Raw genomic sequence first — 14,970 nt, 5'->3', positions numbered from 1 at the left:
CTATAGAATATAGGGCTTACTACCTAGAATCTCATTCAAGAAGTGGTTTTGAAGTGGTTTTTTTCCGGTAGCTCCGGTAGCAGCGCCGTTCGAACTCAGGCCAAAAGCAGGAGACAGAACAGACCAAATAATTTTTTGCCGAAAATTGCAAAGGACGAAAGAAAATGAATACAAATGAATACAAGCAGCGCCGAATTCTTAGCTAGCAAAGCTAACAAAGACTCAGCAAATACTAATTCCGTAGCAGCAGCCCCAGAAATCATTGGCGCTGAGATGCTCGTGTATGCACTGCACAAAGAGGGTGTTGAATATGTTTGGGGTTACCCAGGCGGTTCCGTTCTCTTTATCTACGATGAAATTTTTAAACAAGACAAGTTCGAGCACATATTGGTACGCCATGAACAAGCGGCGGTTCACGCGGCTGATGGTTATGCACGCGCTACCGGTAAAGTTGGGGTTGCACTAGTAACCTCGGGTCCTGGTGTGACAAATGCGGTAACCGGTATTGCCACTGCCTACACTGATTCGATCCCAATGGTGATTATTAGTGGTAACGTACCCACGTATGCGATTGGTGAAGACGCATTCCAGGAAGCTGATACTGTTGGCATCACTCGTCCGGTGGTAAAGCATAATTTCCTTGTCAAGGATGTTAGAGATTTGCCACTGGTGCTGAAAAAAGCTTTTCACATTGCCCAGACTGGTCGTCCAGGCCCTGTATTGATTGATATTCCTAAGGACGTTTCAGCAGCTAAGGGTCCTTTTGTATATCCAGAGACCTTGGAAATGCGTTCCTACAACCCTGTGATCAAGGGGCATAGTGGACAAATTCGCAAAGCAGTTACTTTGTTGCAAGAGGCAGAGCGCCCATACATCTATACCGGTGGTGGCGTGATCTTAGCCGATGCCGCACTTGAGCTAAAAGAGTTCGCGGATCTATTGGGTTATCCAGTTACCAATACCTTGATGGGTCTTGGTGGCTTCCCAGGGACCAGCCCTCAGTTTGTCGGCATGTTGGGTATGCATGGAACATACGAAGCCAATATGGCAATGCAACACAGTGATGTATTGATTGCGATTGGCGCTCGATTTGATGATCGCGTGATTGGAAACACTGTTCACTTTGCAAGTCATCCCCGCAAAATTATTCACATTGATACCGATCCATCCGTGATCTCTAAGCGTGTGAAAGTGGATGTGCCTATTGTTGGTAATCTCAAAGAAGTATTGGTTGAGATGACAGCTCAGCTCAAAGCTGCTGGCCCTCGTAAAAACGGCGATAAAGTCGCTGCTTGGTGGGATCAGATCAACGAGTGGCGCAAAAAAGATTGCTTGAAGTATGACGAGGCATCCCAAATTGTTAAACCACAATACGTGGTTCAAAAATTATGGGAGCTGACAGGCGGTGATGCATTTATTTGCTCTGACGTAGGCCAGCATCAGATGTGGGCCGCTCAGTTCTACAAGTTTGATAAACTACGTCGTTGGATCAACTCTGGTGGTCTAGGAACCATGGGAGTTGGCTTGCCGTACGCAATGGGTATCAAGAAAGCATTTCCAGAAAAGGATGTATTCACTATTACTGGTGAAGGCTCGATTCAGATGTGTATTCAAGAACTCTCAACCTGCAAGCAGTACGACACACCAGTGAAAATTGTTTCTTTAAACAATCGTTACTTGGGAATGGTTCGCCAATGGCAAGAGTTGACTTATAACAAGCGCTATTCCAGCTCCTACATGGATTCATTGCCTGATTTTGTGAAGTTGGCAGAGGCTTATGGTCACGTTGGTATGCGTATCGAGAAAAAATCCGATGTAGAGGGCGCTCTCAAAGAAGCAATTCGCTTAAAGGATCGCACGGTATTTATGGACTTCCAGACTGACCCAGAAGAAAACGTTTGGCCGATGGTTCAAGCGGGCAAGGGAATTACTGAAATGCTTTTGGGTAGTGAGGATCTGTAATGCGACACATTATTTCTGTACTTATTGAAAATGAGCCGGGCGCGCTTTCTAGGGTTGTCGGTTTATTCTCTGCTCGCGGTTACAACATTGATACTTTGAGCGTAGCGCCAACCGAAGATCCATCCTTATCGCGCATGACCATTGTTACTTTTGGCTCTGATGATGTGATTGAGCAAATTACCAAGCACCTTAACCGCTTGGTTGAGGTTGTGAAGGTATTTGATTTGAGCGAGGGTCCGCATATTGAGCGTGAACTCATGATGATTAGGGTGCGCGCTGTAGGTAAAGAGCGTGAGGAGCTGAAGCGAACAACCGATATCTTCCGCGGTCGCATTATTGATGTCACAGATAAGAGCTACACCATTGAATTGACTGGCGATGGCGCCAAGCTAGATGCCTTTATTGACTCTATTGATCGCACATCGATATTAGAAACAGTGCGTTCAGGAGGTTCAGGTATTGGTCGCGGTGAACGTATTCTGAAAGTTTAATTTTTTTTACTCGATTTATTACTCTAATAACAATATTTTCAACACAAGGAAAGAGCATGAAAGTTTTTTACGATAAAGACGCAGATTTGTCCCTCATTAAGGGCAAGAAAGTCACCATCATTGGTTACGGTTCACAAGGCCATGCACACGCTTTGAACCTCAAAGATTCTGGCGTGAACGTGACCGTTGGTTTGCGTAAGAACGGCGCTTCCTGGAGCAAGGCAGCAAACGCAGGTTTGACTGTTAAAGAAGTGGCAGAAGCTGTTAAAGATGCTGATGTAGTCATGATGCTTTTGCCAGACGAGCAAATCGCTGATGTATACAACAAAGAAGTTCATGCCAATATTAAGCAAGGCGCTGCTTTGGCATTTGCTCACGGCTTTAATGTGCACTACGGTCAGGTTCAGCCACGCGCTGATTTAGATGTGATCATGATTGCACCTAAAGCACCTGGACACACTGTTCGTGGTACTTACTCACAAGGCGGTGGTGTGCCTCATTTGATCGCTGTATATCAAGATAAATCTGGTTCTGCACGTGATGTTGCCTTGTCTTATGCAACAGCAAACGGGGGTGGCCGTGCTGGCATCATTGAAACAAACTTCCGCGAAGAAACTGAGACTGACTTGTTTGGTGAACAGGCTGTTCTCTGCGGTGGCGCAGTTGAATTGATCAAGGCTGGTTTTGAGACTTTGGTTGAAGCTGGTTACGCACCGGAAATGGCTTACTTTGAGTGCTTGCACGAGCTCAAGTTGATCGTTGACTTGATCTATGAGGGTGGTATTGCCAATATGAACTACTCCATCTCAAACAATGCTGAGTATGGTGAATATGTTACTGGCCCACGTGTGGTGACGGAAGATACTAAAAACGCAATGCGTAAGTGCCTCAAAGATATTCAGACTGGTGAATATGCTAAGAGCTTCATTCTTGAAAACAAGGCTGGTGCTCCCACCTTGATCTCACGTCGTCGTTTGAACGCTGAGCATGACATCGAAGTGGTTGGCGCTAAGTTACGTGCAATGATGCCTTGGATTGCAAAGAACAAATTAGTTGATCAGACTAAGAACTAAGCAATTCAATTATCGAAGAAACTTAATAGGCTCAGAACAAAGATGATGTATCCATACCCCATTATTGCGAAAGAAGGTTGGCCCTATTTGGCGCTAGTGGGAGTGGTGACTTTGCTGATCCACTATCTTGGTGGTATCGGGTGGTCATGGCCCCTAATGATTATCTTTTTCTTTGTTCTGCAGTTCTTCCGTGATCCACAGCGCATTCCGGCTCTAGGTCGCGATCTGGTTTTATCTCCTGCTGACGGGCGTATTGTTGTGGTTGAAACAGCAAACGATCCGTACGCTGGACGTGAGGCACTCAAAATTAGTGTTTTCATGAATGTATTTAATGTTCATTCCAATCGCAGCGCGGTCAATGGTTTTGTAAAAGAAATCCAATATTTTCCAGGGAAGTTTGTCAATGCTGATTTGGATAAAGCTTCCACTGAGAACGAACGCAATGCAGTTGTAATTGATGCAAACGGTCAAACGGTCACCTTAGTGCAGGTTGCCGGATTAATTGCCCGCCGTATCCTTTGTTACATCCATGTTGGTGATCGCCTTAAAGCAGGTGAGCGCTATGGCTTCATTCGCTTTGGATCTCGTGTAGATGTTTATTTACCCCTGACAGCTGAGCCTCTTGTTGCCGTTGGCGATAAAGTTTTTGCAACAAATACCGCTTTGGCACGTGTGCCAGGTCTAGATTGATTCGCATTCTTTACCGAGGTCTGATTTGACAACTTTTCGCCGTCATGGTCGTTTAGACCGAAGTCGACTAACCCATTTGCGCAAACCATCACAAGATGACTGGGCGCAAGATCTTGGTGATCCTTTGGATTACGAAGTAGAAGCATCAACTCATCAACCACGCCCCAGAAATCGCGGCATTTATTTACTTCCAAACGCCTTTACGACTGCAGCGCTGTTCAGTGGTTTCTTTGCGATTGTGAATGCAACGAATGATCAGTTTCAAGTTGCCGCAATCGCCATTTTTGCTTCCTTAGTGTTGGATGGTATGGATGGACGTGTGGCGCGTATGACCAATACGCAAAGCGCGTTTGGAGAGCAATACGACTCTTTGGCCGATATGGTTTCTTTCGGAGTTGCTCCTGCATTAGTTGCCTACGAATGGGCTTTAAAAGATCTGGGTAAGTGGGGCTGGCTAGCCGCATTTACTTATTGTGCTGGTGCTGCCTTGCGCTTAGCTCGTTTCAATGTGAATACGGGCGTAGTTGATAAAAAGTTCTTTCAGGGTTTGCCGAGTCCAGCAGCGGGTTCCTTGATTGCAGGATTTATCTGGTTAGCCGATGACAATAAGATTTCCGTGCGAGATACCGCCATTCCCTGGATTACCTTCTTGATTGCTGTCTATGCTGGCTTAACAATGGTGTCAAATGCTCGTTTTTACAGTGGCAAAGCCTTGGATGTGCGCTATAGAGTGCCTTTTGGCGTCATGGTGCTCATGATCCTCACTTTTGTTTTGATCTCATCCAATTCTCCTTTAGCCTTATTTGGACTATTTGTGATCTACTCGATCTCTGGCTATGTTGTCTGGGCTTGGGAGCAACTGAGCGGTAAACGTTTTAGCTAAATCCGAATTTTTCAGGTATATTAATTCCATGTTGATGAATTTCCCACCTTTATCTAACCTCCTTCTGCTGGCACTAAGCATACGCTTGGGGCGGGTAAGGCCTGAGTTGATGAGATAAAAAACTTCATTAACCACTCATTAACCACTAATACCAGCCCCAGCAATTTGCTGGGGTTTTTGTTTTAAAGATTGCAATACAGTATTAAACCAATCGATATCCAAACCGGAGAGTAGTGATGAGCGACAAAGTAATCATTTTTGATACCACCTTGCGTGATGGCGAACAATCGCCAGGAGCATCCATGACTAAAGATGAGAAGGTCCGTATTGCTCGTCAGTTAGAGCGCCTCAAGGTTGATGTGATTGAGGCCGGTTTTGCTGCTAGCTCTGAAGGAGACTTTCAGGCGATTTCGGCAGTTGCTGCTGCGGTGAAGGATTCAATTGTTTGCTCCTTGGCTAGAGCCAATGACAAAGACATTACTCGTGCTGCGGATGCCTTACAAGCAGCGAATGCTAAACGCATCCACGCGTTTTTGGCTACCAGTCCTTTGCATATGGCGGTCAAGTTGCGCATGTCACCAGAAGAGGTATTGGAGCAGGCTAAGCGTTCTATTCGTTTTGCGCGAAACTTAGCTTCTGATATTGAATTTTCTGCAGAAGATGGCTATCGCTCTGAAATGGATTTCTTGTGCAGAGTAGTCGAGGCCGTGATTAATGAAGGCGCTTCCACCATCAATATTCCTGATACGGTTGGCTATGCAACCCCTGAGCTGTATGGTGAATTTATCAAAACTTTGCGAACCCGCGTACCCAATTCAGATAAGGCCATTTGGTCAGTGCATTGCCATAACGATTTAGGAATGGCTGTTGCCAACTCATTGGCTGGAGTCAAGATTGGCGGTGCTCGCCAGATCGAGTGCACTATCAATGGTTTGGGTGAGCGTGCGGGTAACACGGCCTTGGAAGAGATTGTGATGTCCTTGCGCACACGCAAGGATTACTTCGATATGGTTTGTGGTATCGATGCCAGCCAAATCGTGCCGGCCTCTAAATTGGTCTCTCAAATTACTGGCTTTGTAGTTCAACCAAACAAGGCGGTGGTTGGTGCCAACGCTTTTGCGCATGCCTCTGGTATTCACCAAGATGGTATTCTGAAGAATCGTGAAACTTACGAAATCATGCGCGCTGAAGATGTGGGCTGGACAACCAATAAGATTGTTCTTGGGAAATTATCTGGTCGCAATGCATTCAAACAACGCTTGCAAGAATTGGGTGTCACAGTAGAAGCAGAGGCGGACATTAATGAGGCATTTGCTCGATTTAAAGCTTTGGCTGATCAAAAAGCAGAAATTTTTGATGAGGACATCATTGCCATCATGTCTGATTCTGCTGCTGCAGAAGAGGGTGAGCATTACCACTTCATTTCACTTAGCCAACATTCAGAAACTGGTGAGCGTCCAAAGTCACGGGTTACTTTCCGCATGGGGAATAAAGAGGTTAGTTCTGAAGCAGAGGGTAATGGTCCAGTTGATGCAAGCTTGAACGCAATCGAAGAGATTGCTAAGAGTGGGGCAGAGCAGTTGCTCTATTCTGTCAATGCCATTACTTCAGGAACCCAATCGCAAGGCGAAGTCACGGTACGTTTAGCAAAAGGCGGTCGCATTGTGAATGGAGTTGGTACTGATCCCGACATCATTGCAGCATCAGCCAAGGCATATTTATCGGCTTTGAATAAGCTGCATGACCCTAGTCAGGCGAAATTAAATGCTCAAATGACGCCTTAAAATAGATAAGTAATTGATTTATAAGGTAAATATGCAAAAAGGTCACCCAAGGTGGCCTTTTTGCCGCCTTTCTCTTTCTATTGGGCAGTTCAATCTGCTACAATTCGATGGCTTTGATTTATAAAGCTTTTTTAGTTTTTCATTAATAATAACGCACGACACGAATTGGGTGAAAGCTCATGTGTTCGCAAGTAAGGAGTATTAAAAATGGCAGTTGCTGATATCAAAACGGCGGAAATCGTCAAAGAAAACGCGCGCAGCGTAAACGATACGGGTAGCCCTGAAGTTCAAGTTTCATTGCTAACAGCCCGTATCAATGAATTAACCCCCCATTTCAAGGCTAACGCCAAAGATCATCACAGCCGTCGCGGTTTGTTGAAGATGGTTTCACGTCGCCGTCGCCTCTTAGATTACCTCAAGGGCAAAGATTTGGATCGCTATCGCGCATTGATCGACAAATTAGGTCTCCGTAAGTAATTCTTATCGGTATGCAATGCCATCTTTCTTAGGGTTGTTTCTTTACAGAATCAGTCTCAAGCAGATGGCATGTTTTTTGGGCGCTTCAAGAACACTTGTGTAGGGGATCGTGTCATTCCAATGAGTTTCTGATATTCAATTCAGAGTCTCCCTGGAATGGCATCCCTTGTGAACTTCAATCGCTCCAGTGTTGTCGTGACACTGCTTTATCCCACGACAAGCGCAATACTCATGTGAGTATTGCGTGAACAATTTGGAGAAGATCAGAATGACTATGTTTAAAAAAGCAGTAAAAAGTTTTCAATGGGGCAATCATCAAGTAACTATGGAAACAGGCGAGATTGCTCGTCAAGCAGGCGGTGCTGTCATTGTTAACGTGGATGACACCGTAGTAATGGGCACAGTCGTTGCCTCTAGGTCTGCAAAGCCAGGCCAAGACTTTTTCCCATTAACCGTTGATTACCTAGAGAAGACATACGCAGCCGGCAAGATTCCTGGTGGTTTCTTCCGTCGCGAAGGCCGTCCATCTGAAGGTGAGACATTGATCTCCCGTTTGATCGACCGTCCAATTCGTCCATTGTTTCCTGAAGGTTTTTACAACGAAGTTCAGGTTGTAGTGCATGTTCTCTCTATTAATCCAAAAGTGCCCTCTGATATTCCTGCCTTGATCGCTGCTTCAGCAGCTTTGGCAGTTTCTGGTATCCCATTTAGCGGTCCTGTTGGCGCAGCTCGCGTTGGTTATGCAAATGGTCAGTACTTATTGAATCCAACACGTACAGAGCAAACTACTAGCGAACTCGATTTGATCGTTGCAGGTACACAAGCTGCCGTGTTAATGGTTGAATCTGAAGCTAATCAACTCTCTGAAGAAGTGATGTTAGGTGCAGTGGTGTTTGGTCACGAGCAAATGCAAACTGCAATTAACGCGATTAATGATTTGGTGCGTGAAGCAGGCAAACCTGAGTGGGATTGGCAAGCCGCTCCTAAGGATGAACCATTGATTGCTAAAGTTACTGCATTGGCAGAAGGTCCATTGCGTGAGGCATATCAAATTCGTCAAAAGGGTGCTCGCTCAGACAAATTGAAGGCAATCACTAAAGAAGTATTGGCTCAATTAGCGCTGGAAGGTGAAGTGGATGATGTTGCTGTTGGCAATATCTTGTTTGAAATTGAAGCCAAGATTGTTCGTAGCCAGATTTTGAATGGTGAGCCACGGATTGATGGTCGTGATACTCGCACAGTGCGCCCAATCGAAATTCGTAATGGCGTATTGCCGCGTACCCACGGTTCTGCATTGTTTACTCGTGGCGAAACTCAGGCTCTCGTGGTAGCAACTTTAGGCACTGCCCGTGATGAGCAAATTATTGATGCGCTCGAAGGTGAATACCGCGATCGCTTCATGTTCCACTACAACATGCCTCCGTTTGCTACTGGTGAAACTGGCCGTGTAGGTAGCCCGAAGCGTCGTGAAATTGGTCACGGTCGTTTGGCTAAGCGTGCATTGATTCCAGTATTGCCAAGTCCAGAAGATTTTGCATACAGCATTCGCGTGGTTTCCGAGATTACTGAGTCAAACGGCTCATCATCAATGGCTTCTGTTTGCGGTGGCTGTCTGGCGATGATGGATGCTGGTGTTCCTGTTAAGGCGCACGTTGCTGGTGTGGCAATGGGTTTGATTTTGGATGGCAATCGTTTTGCAGTATTGACAGACATCTTGGGTGATGAAGATCACCTAGGTGACATGGACTTTAAGGTTGCTGGTACAGCAAATGGTATTACCGCCTTGCAGATGGATATTAAGGTTCAAGGGATTACTAAAGAAATTATGCAAGTTGCCTTAGCGCAAGCAAAAGAAGGTCGTTTGCATATTTTGAGCAAGATGCAAGAAGCAATGGGTTCAGTTCGTACCGAATTGTCAGCTCACGCTCCACGTATGGTTTCTTTCAAGATTCATCCAGACAAGATTCGTGAAGTGATTGGTAAGGGTGGTGCAACGATCCAGGCCTTGACCAAAGAGACCGGTTGCAGCATCGATATCAAAGATGACGGTACAGTCACCATTGCCTCCACAAGCGCCGAGGGAATGGCTGAAGCCAAAGCTCGTATTGAAGGCATTACTGCTGAAGCTGAGGTTGGCAAGATCTACGAAGGTCCGGTAGTTAAATTGCTGGAGTTCGGCGCATTGGTAAACATCCTCCCAGGCAAGGATGGCCTCTTGCACATCTCTGAGATCTCCAATGAGCGTGTCAAAGAAGTGAAAGACGTTTTGCAAGAAGGTCAGGTAGTGCGCGTGAAGTTATTGGCTGCTGATGAGCGTGGTCGTTTACGCTTGTCTTTAAAAGCAGCATTGGCTGACGAGGGTGGCGCGATCGCTCCTTTGGCTGATGGCACGGAGGCAATCACTGAAGTTGCTCCTGCTTCCGACCAAACCGCTTAAGTTTTAAAACTCGAGGGCTATTTGATGCGGGTAATTGAGATCAAAGAATACGGCGCACCAGAAATGCTGGTGCCAGGCACTCGTCCAGATCCAGCTGTTCCTGCTGCTGGTTCTGGAGAAGTGTTAATTCGGGTTTTGGCGGCGGGCATTAATCGCCCTGATGTTTTGCAGCGTAAGGGGTTTTACCCAGTGCCAGCTGGTGCTTCAGACATTCCTGGTCTAGAAGTAGCTGGCGAGATCATTGGTGGTGACTTAGCTCACGCAGATAATGCTTTTGGTTTAAAGCTGGGCGATAAAGTTTGCGCATTGGTGCAGGGCGGCGGTTACGCTGACTTGTGTATCGCTCCAATTGCTCAGTGCCTGCCATATCCAAGCGGTTTTACCGATCAAGAAGCTGCTGCACTACCAGAAACTTTTTATACCGTATGGAGCAATGTTTTCATGCGTGGCGAGCTATCTGCTGGTGAGACACTCTTAGTGCAAGGGGGTTCTAGTGGGATCGGCGTGACTGCTATTTTGCTGGCGAAAGCTCTAGGCCATAAAGTATTTGTTACTGCAGGCACTGATGAGAAATGCGCTGCTTGCCTTCAGTTGGGCGCAGACCTAGCAATCAACTACAAAACTCAAGATTTTGTTGAAGAAGTCAAAAAAGCGACTGATGGTAAGGGTGTTAACGTAGTTCTAGATATGGTGACTGGCGATTATGTTCAACGTGAGATTGACTGCTTGGCTGATGATGGCCGGATTGTGATTATTGCTATCCAAGGTGGATCGAAAGCTGAGGTCAGCACCAATCAAATTCTAAGACGTCGCTTGACTATTACTGGTTCAACATTACGTCCACGACCAGTATCATTTAAGAAGCAAATTTCTAAGCAATTATTTGACAATGTCTGGCCTTTACTCAATGCAGGCAAGCTAAAGCCAGCTATCTATCAAACATTTACGCTTGATCAAGCTGCAGATGCCCATCGATTGATGGAGTCTTCTGAGCACGTTGGCAAGATAGTTTTGACGGTTTAGTTCTCAAAACCTTATGCGCCCACTGATCATTATTGGTAACTGGAAAATGAATGGCAGTCTTGGTAGCAATCAAGACTGGATCAAGACCGTTGCTAGAGGAATGGAAAGTGGTATGCCTGCAGGACGTAAGTTTGCAGTGTGTCCACCGTTTCCATACTTGGCTCAGTGTGCCAGCTTAATCAAGGAACACTCCTTGGCATTTTTAAGCCTTGGAGCGCAAGATGCATCGTCACAAGTGTTGGGTGCTTATACCGGTGAAGTAAGTGCGCCAATGCTCAAAGAACTGGGCTGTCAATATGTGATTGTTGGCCACTCTGAGCGACGTCAAATGCATCATGAGGTGGATGAAACTGTCGCTTCCAAGGCGCTACAAGTTTTGGATAATGGCATGACTCCTGTGATTTGTGTGGGTGAGACTGCGGTTGAGCGGAACTCGGGCAGGGCGGAGGAAATTGTTTGTGGCCAAGTGGCAAAACAAGTCTCAGTTCTGCAGGACCGGCTCGCCGACTGCTTAATCGCCTATGAGCCTGTTTGGGCTATTGGTACAGGAAAAGTAGCGAGTGCCCAGGTTGCACAAGACATGCACCGCGCTATTCGATTGCAATTAGCGGAATTTGATGAAGATGTGGCGTCTCACGTCGGAATTTTGTACGGCGGCAGTGTCAAGCCTGACAACGCCGTTGAATTATTTGCCATGCCAGATATTGATGGTGGATTGGTTGGGGGTGCATCATTAGATCCTCAAGACTTTCTAGCTATCTGTAAGGCATAGATTTTTTATTTGGAGATCAGTTGTGGAATGGTTTAAGACTTTATTAATCGTGTTGCAGGTAATTTCAGCTCTGGCTGTTATCTTGTTGGTTTTGCTACAACAGGGCAAAGGCGCTGATATGGGAGCTGCTTTTGGCTCTGGTGCATCTGGAAGCCTTTTTGGTGCCAGCGGCTCTGCCAACTTCCTCTCTCACACAACTGCTATCTTCGCAGCAGTGTTTTTTATTAGTACTTTGGGAATTACTTGGATCGGGAACAAGAAAGAAGTAAATCCAGGCGTTCTCTCTGGGACAGTAGCTCCTGTAGCTGCACCTGCTGCTCCGGTAGCCCCCTCTCAGGATCCGACTAAGCCAGCAGTTCCTAAGTAAAAAAGTAGGTTTTACCGATTTGGTCGTTCCTAATTCGGGGTGGTCCTGTGGTGCAATGCAGTAGAATTATCAAGTTTTACAAGATGCCGACGTGGTGAAATTGGTAGACACGCTATCTTGAGGGGGTAGTGGCTTAGGCTGTGCGAGTTCGAGTCTCGCCGTCGGCACCAAAAAGATGTTTTAGTAGGGGTTTTTGCTCTAAATCAAAGCTGTACTGTATGTAGTGGAATAATGAATAATTAACTGCTTTTATAGAGTTACCAGACGAACGACTCAGGAGAACGACTCAGGACTATTTTGAATCTCGATAATTACTTTCCTGTTCTACTTTTTATCCTCGTAGGTATTGGGGTGGGGTTAGTCCCCATGTTCCTCGGAAAAATTCTTGCTCCTTCGAAGCCTGACGCTGAGAAACTCTCTCCTTATGAGTGCGGTTTTGAAGCCTTCGAAGATGCGCGTATGAAGTTCGATGTGCGCTACTACTTAATTGCTATTCTTTTCATATTGTTTGATCTAGAAACTGCATTCCTATTTCCTTGGGGTGTATCGCTGCGTGAAATTGGTTGGTTTGGCTACGCCTCTATGGTGATCTTCCTCTTGGAATTCATTGTGGGCTTTGTATATATCTGGAAAAAGGGCGCTCTCGACTGGGAGTGATCGATATGGCATTAGAAGGCGTTCTCAAAGAAGGTTTTGTTACTACAACTGCAGACCAGTTAATTAACTGGACTCGGAACGGCTCCTTATGGCCGATGACTTTTGGTCTGGCCTGTTGCGCTGTAGAAATGATGCACGCGGGTGCTTCCCGTTATGACTTAGACCGTTTTGGCGTGGTATTTCGCCCATCACCCCGTCAGTCAGATTTGATGATTGTTGCTGGAACCCTTTGCAACAAAATGGCTCCCGCATTGCGTAAGGTCTATGACCAAATGCCGGAACCTCGCTGGGTCATCTCCATGGGTTCCTGCGCTAATGGTGGTGGCTATTACCATAACTCGTACTCAGTAGTTCGCGGTTGTGACCGGATCGTGCCAGTTGATATTTATGTTCCTGGCTGCCCTCCAACTGCAGAAGCGTTGATCTATGGAATTATTCAGTTGCAATCCAAGATCACTCGCACAAGCACTATTGCGCGGAAGGCTTAATTCATGTCAGATCGTTTAGTTCAATTAGCTGCCAACTTAGAAAAAGTTCTAGGTAAGCGCGCACAATCTATCGAAATTGCCCTAGGTGAGGTTACTGTTGTTCTGAATGCAGATACCTATTTTGAATCTGCGTTGATGCTTCGTGATGACCCATCTCTAGCTTTTGAGCAACTCATTGATTTATGCGGTGTCGATTACCAGGATTTCCGTGATGGCTCATGGGGTGGTCAACGCTTTGGTGTGGTAAGTCACTTGCTTTCGCTCGAGCATAACTGGCGTTTGCGCGTACGCGTTTTTGCTCCAGATGATGGCTATCCATTAGTGTCATCGATTGCACCAGTGTGGAATTCTGCAAACTGGTTTGAGCGTGAAGCATTCGATCTGTACGGCATCATTTTTGAAGGTCACAATGATCTGCGTCGCATCTTGACGGACTACGGCTTTATCGGCCACCCATTTAGAAAAGACTTCCCAATCAGCGGTAATGTAGAAATGCGCTATGACCCTGAGTTAAAGCGGGTTGTCTATCAACCAGTCACCATTGAAGCGCGCGAAATTACTCCCCGCATCGTTCGCGAAGAACAGTACGGAGGGTCGGTTTAAGTCATGGCACAAATTAAGAACTACACCCTCAATTTTGGTCCTCAGCACCCAGCGGCACACGGTGTATTACGTCTCGTGTTGGAGCTCGATGGTGAGGTAATCCAGCGCGCTGATCCACACATTGGCTTGTTGCACCGTGCCACTGAGAAACTGGCCGAGACACGTACTTGGATTCAAAACGTGCCTTACATGGATCGCTTGGACTATGTGTCCATGATGTCTAATGAGCACGCTTACGTTTTAGCGATTGAAAAATTGCTGCAAGTTGATGTTCCTTTGCGGGCTCAATACATCCGTGTGATGTATGACGAGCTCACTCGCTTATTGAATCATTTGCTCTGGATTGGTTGCCACGGCTTAGACGTGGGTGCGATGGCGGTGTTCTTGTATGCATTCCGTGATCGTGAAGATATCTTTGACATGTACGAGGCTGTTTCTGGTGCTCGAATGCATGCGGCTTACTATCGCCCAGGTGGTGTATATCGTGACTTGCCAGATCAAATGGCCCAATATAGTAAATCGAAGATTCGTAGTGCTTCAGCAGTCAAGCGTTTGAACGAAAACCGTAGTGGTTCATTGCTGGACTTTATTGAGCAATTTAGCAATGGCTTTGATGCCAACGTAGATGAGTATTGCAATTTGCTTACAGATAACCGTATCTGGAAGCAGCGCTTGGTCAATATCGGTATCGTGACGCCTGAGCGCGCCTTGCAACTTGGCTTTACCGGTCCAATGTTGCGTGGTTCTGGTATTGAGTGGGACTTGCGTAAGAAGCAGCCGTATGAAGTTTATGACCGTTTGGATTTTGATATTCCAGTAGGTATTAACGGCGACTCTTACGACCGTTATTTAGTTCGCATGGAAGAAATGCGTCAATCTAATCGCATTATTAAGCAGTGCGTGAAGTGGCTCAAAGAAAATCCCGGTCCAGTAATGAGCGATAACCATAAGGTTTCTCCACCAAAGCGCGTGGATATGAAAACCAATATGGAAGAACTTATTCACCACTTCAAACTATTTACGGAAGGTATTCACGTTCCTGATGGTGAGGCTTACTCAGCCGTTGAGCATCCAAAAGGGGAGTTTGGAATCTATCTGATTTCTGATGGCGCAAATAAGCCTTACCGCATGAAGATTCGTGCACCTGGTTTTGTGCATTTGTCCGCAATGGATGAAATGTCTCGTGGCCATATGTTGGCCGATGCGGTAACCATTATTGGTACGCAGGATATTGTGTTCGGGGAGATTGACCGCTAATTAGGC

Annotated in this window: 15 protein-coding genes and 1 tRNA gene; all 16 read left to right on the top strand. The window is 46.2% G+C overall.

The annotated features are described in order from the left end of the window. The first annotated feature begins 174 nt into the window (after positions 1-174). The 16 genes from DXE33_RS03750 to DXE33_RS03675 all read left to right on the top strand — a co-directional run bounded on the left by DXE33_RS03750 (position 175) and on the right by DXE33_RS03675 (position 14,964). Entirely contained in the window at positions 175-1,962 is a 1,788-nt protein-coding gene (locus DXE33_RS03750; protein WP_114638676.1) for an acetolactate synthase 3 catalytic subunit, read from the top strand. Next, on the top strand, positions 1,962-2,453 hold the full coding sequence (gene ilvN / locus DXE33_RS03745; RefSeq protein WP_114638675.1) for an acetolactate synthase small subunit: 492 nt from the start codon (positions 1,962-1,964) through the stop codon (positions 2,451-2,453). Before DXE33_RS03750 ends, ilvN begins: the two co-directional genes overlap by 1 nt. Before the next feature lie 56 nt (positions 2,454-2,509). After that, positions 2,510-3,526: a ketol-acid reductoisomerase gene (ilvC, locus tag DXE33_RS03740; RefSeq protein ID WP_114638674.1), complete on the top strand. Its 1,017-nt coding sequence runs from the start codon at positions 2,510-2,512 to the stop codon at positions 3,524-3,526. A gap of 42 nt (positions 3,527-3,568) precedes the next feature. Beyond that, positions 3,569-4,216 carry a phosphatidylserine decarboxylase gene (locus DXE33_RS03735; RefSeq protein WP_114638673.1) on the top strand — a complete coding sequence of 216 codons (648 nt, stop codon included), beginning with the start codon at positions 3,569-3,571 and terminating at the stop codon, positions 4,214-4,216. A 25-nt stretch (positions 4,217-4,241) separates the two neighbouring features. After that, positions 4,242-5,099, top strand: coding sequence for a CDP-diacylglycerol--serine O-phosphatidyltransferase (pssA, locus tag DXE33_RS03730; RefSeq protein WP_114638672.1), 858 nt, complete (start codon positions 4,242-4,244; stop codon positions 5,097-5,099). A 236-nt stretch (positions 5,100-5,335) separates the two neighbouring features. Beyond that, positions 5,336-6,883: a 2-isopropylmalate synthase gene (locus tag DXE33_RS03725; RefSeq protein WP_114638671.1), complete on the top strand. Its 1,548-nt coding sequence runs from the start codon at positions 5,336-5,338 to the stop codon at positions 6,881-6,883. A 207-nt stretch (positions 6,884-7,090) separates the two neighbouring features. Further along, complete coding sequence (gene rpsO / locus DXE33_RS03720; protein WP_114638670.1) at positions 7,091-7,360, top strand: 30S ribosomal protein S15; 270 nt, start codon at positions 7,091-7,093, stop codon at positions 7,358-7,360. 268 nt (positions 7,361-7,628) lie between these two features. Beyond that, complete coding sequence (gene pnp, locus DXE33_RS03715; protein ID WP_114638669.1) at positions 7,629-9,797, top strand: polyribonucleotide nucleotidyltransferase; 2,169 nt, start codon at positions 7,629-7,631, stop codon at positions 9,795-9,797. 24 nt (positions 9,798-9,821) lie between these two features. Beyond that, positions 9,822-10,820, top strand: a complete 999-nt coding sequence (locus DXE33_RS03710; protein WP_114638668.1) for an NAD(P)H-quinone oxidoreductase — start codon at positions 9,822-9,824, stop codon at positions 10,818-10,820. A gap of 13 nt (positions 10,821-10,833) precedes the next feature. Beyond that, positions 10,834-11,592 carry a triose-phosphate isomerase gene (gene tpiA / locus DXE33_RS03705; RefSeq protein ID WP_114638667.1) on the top strand — a complete coding sequence of 253 codons (759 nt, stop codon included), beginning with the start codon at positions 10,834-10,836 and terminating at the stop codon, positions 11,590-11,592. A 22-nt stretch (positions 11,593-11,614) separates the two neighbouring features. Beyond that, positions 11,615-11,959, top strand: coding sequence for a preprotein translocase subunit SecG (gene secG, locus DXE33_RS03700; protein ID WP_114638666.1), 345 nt, complete (start codon positions 11,615-11,617; stop codon positions 11,957-11,959). Between the two features lie 85 nt (positions 11,960-12,044). Next, a tRNA-Leu gene (locus DXE33_RS03695) sits at positions 12,045-12,129 on the top strand. Positions 12,130-12,256: 127 nt separating this feature from the next. Then, positions 12,257-12,616: an NADH-quinone oxidoreductase subunit A gene (locus tag DXE33_RS03690; protein WP_114638665.1), complete on the top strand. Its 360-nt coding sequence runs from the start codon at positions 12,257-12,259 to the stop codon at positions 12,614-12,616. A gap of 5 nt (positions 12,617-12,621) precedes the next feature. Next, positions 12,622-13,104, top strand: coding sequence for a NuoB/complex I 20 kDa subunit family protein (locus DXE33_RS03685; RefSeq protein WP_114638664.1), 483 nt, complete (start codon positions 12,622-12,624; stop codon positions 13,102-13,104). Between the two features lie 3 nt (positions 13,105-13,107). Next, positions 13,108-13,707, top strand: a complete 600-nt coding sequence (locus DXE33_RS03680; RefSeq protein WP_114638663.1) for an NADH-quinone oxidoreductase subunit C — start codon at positions 13,108-13,110, stop codon at positions 13,705-13,707. 3 nt (positions 13,708-13,710) lie between these two features. Beyond that, positions 13,711-14,964, top strand: coding sequence for an NADH-quinone oxidoreductase subunit D (locus DXE33_RS03675; RefSeq protein WP_114638662.1), 1,254 nt, complete (start codon positions 13,711-13,713; stop codon positions 14,962-14,964). The last annotated feature ends 6 nt before the right edge of the window (positions 14,965-14,970 follow it).

The organism is Polynucleobacter necessarius (genome assembly GCF_900096765.1).
Classification (GTDB): domain Bacteria; phylum Pseudomonadota; class Gammaproteobacteria; order Burkholderiales; family Burkholderiaceae; genus Polynucleobacter; species Polynucleobacter necessarius_F.
The sequence above is the reverse complement of the archived record's forward strand: the minus strand, read 5'-3'. Positions and strand labels throughout refer to the sequence as shown.